The sequence below is a fragment of the Teichococcus rhizosphaerae genome, from assembly GCF_002631185.1.
GTDB lineage: Bacteria > Pseudomonadota > Alphaproteobacteria > Acetobacterales > Acetobacteraceae > Pseudoroseomonas > Pseudoroseomonas rhizosphaerae.
Genome location: NZ_PDNU01000105.1, coordinates 1 through 1,651, shown reverse-complemented (window position 1 = coordinate 1,651; position 1,651 = coordinate 1). Strand labels below are relative to the sequence as shown.

The 1,651-nt window shown below is 68.3% G+C and carries 2 protein-coding genes; both read left to right on the top strand.

Annotation, left to right across the window (positions count from 1 at the left end; genetic code table 11):
• Window positions 1–412 (top strand): 4-carboxymuconolactone decarboxylase (gene pcaC / locus CR162_RS21785; RefSeq protein WP_456316225.1); only part of this gene is annotated, 412 nt, incomplete at its 5' end.
• Window positions 413–539: 127 nt separating this feature from the next.
• A complete protein-coding gene (locus CR162_RS21780) occupies window positions 540–1,481 on the top strand; it encodes a LysR family transcriptional regulator (RefSeq protein ID WP_003084073.1) in 942 nt (313 codons plus the stop codon).
• Window positions 1,482–1,651 lie beyond the last annotated feature (170 nt).

Below are 1,651 nucleotides of genomic sequence, written 5' to 3'. Positions count from 1 at the left end.
GGAGCCGCCGATGGACGAGAAACAACGCTACGAAGCCGGCATGCAAGTGCGCCGCGCGGTGCTCGGCGACGCCCACGTCGAGCGCAGCCTGGCCAACCTGACGCCGTTCAACGAAGAGTTCCAGGAGATGATCACCCGCCACGCCTGGGGCGACATCTGGACCCGTCCGGGGCTGCCGCGACACACCCGCAGCCTGGTCACCATCGCCATGCTGATCGGCATGAACCGCAACGAGGAACTCAAGCTGCATCTGCGCGCGGCGAAGAACAACGGGGTGAGCCGCGACGAGATCAAGGAAGTGATCATGCAGAGCGCCATCTACTGCGGCATTCCCGCGGCCAACGCGACCTTCCACCTGGCCGAATCGGTGTGGGACGAGCTTGGCGTGGAGTCGCAGCAGGCGTCCCGGTAGGCCGCCGGGCGGGGCTATCGGTAGGGCGAATGGCGTCGCAGGCGTTATCCGCCGAGGCGGCGCTTCCCCTTGCCATTCGCCGGCGTTTCCCGGAAGGTCGACAGCTCCGTCATCCCTTCGGTCCGCCATGAGCCGCAAGCTGCATATCCACGCGCCCGCGATCCACTACTTCGACATGGTGCGCCGCTGCCATTCGATCCGCGAAGCCGCGCGACGCCTGAACGTCGCCTCGTCGGCGGTGAACCGGCAGATCCTCAAGCTGGAGGACGAGATCGGCGCGCCGCTGTTCGACCGCCTACCCGGGGGCCTGCGCCTGACCGGAGCCGGGGAGATCTTCGCGCGCCACGTCACCGTGGTCCTGCAGGACATGGAGCGCGTGCGTTCCGAACTGGACGCGCTGCAAGGCCTGCGCACCGGCCATGTGGAGATCGCCACCATCGAGGCGGTGACCAGCGACCTGCTGCCCTGCGTGCTCAAGGCGATGCGCGAACGCTACCCGGACATCACCGTCGGCGTCACCCTGCTCGGTTCCCAGGCGATACCCGAGGCGGTGAGCAGCGGCGCGGTCGACCTCGGCCTGGCCTTCGCCCTGCCGCGCAGCGCCGACCTGCAACAGGTCAGCGTCGGCCATTTCCGCCTCGGTGCCATCGTCTCCCCGCAGCACCCGTTGGCGCGACACCAGGCCATCGCCTTCGCCGATTGCGTCGAACATGGCCTGATCATGGCCAAGAGCGAGCTGTCCATCCATCACCTGCTGGCGCCGCTCCAGCGCCGTTTGCGCGAACCGCGCCGGGCGGTGCTGGAGAGCAGCTCCCTGGAGCTGTCGCGACAACTGGCGCGGCGCGGGCTCGGCGTCGCCTTCCAGACCCGCCTGGGGATCGAGGCCGACATCGCCCAGGGCGAGCTGCGCTTCCTGCCGCTGAAAGACAATGGCGGCATCCACAGCGACCTCGGCCTCTACGTGCGCACCGGCCGCTACCTGCCGGTGGCGGTGGACGCCCTGGCCCGGCAGATCGCCGAGGAAGTGCGCCTGCGCGAGCGCGAGGAAGCGCGCCTGAACGAGGCCTGAGCGGCGCTCGCGCCGATGCAAGACGGCTTGCCCGAGCTTGCTCGTTCGCTGATGCCGTTTCGGCATCGGTATGTTCGATATTCTGTTCTTTGGTCAGCGCGGCGAAGTGCCGATACTGCCCCGCGACCCCGGCGCGAAACCGGGGGCTGAGTCGCCACAAGAACAACAAG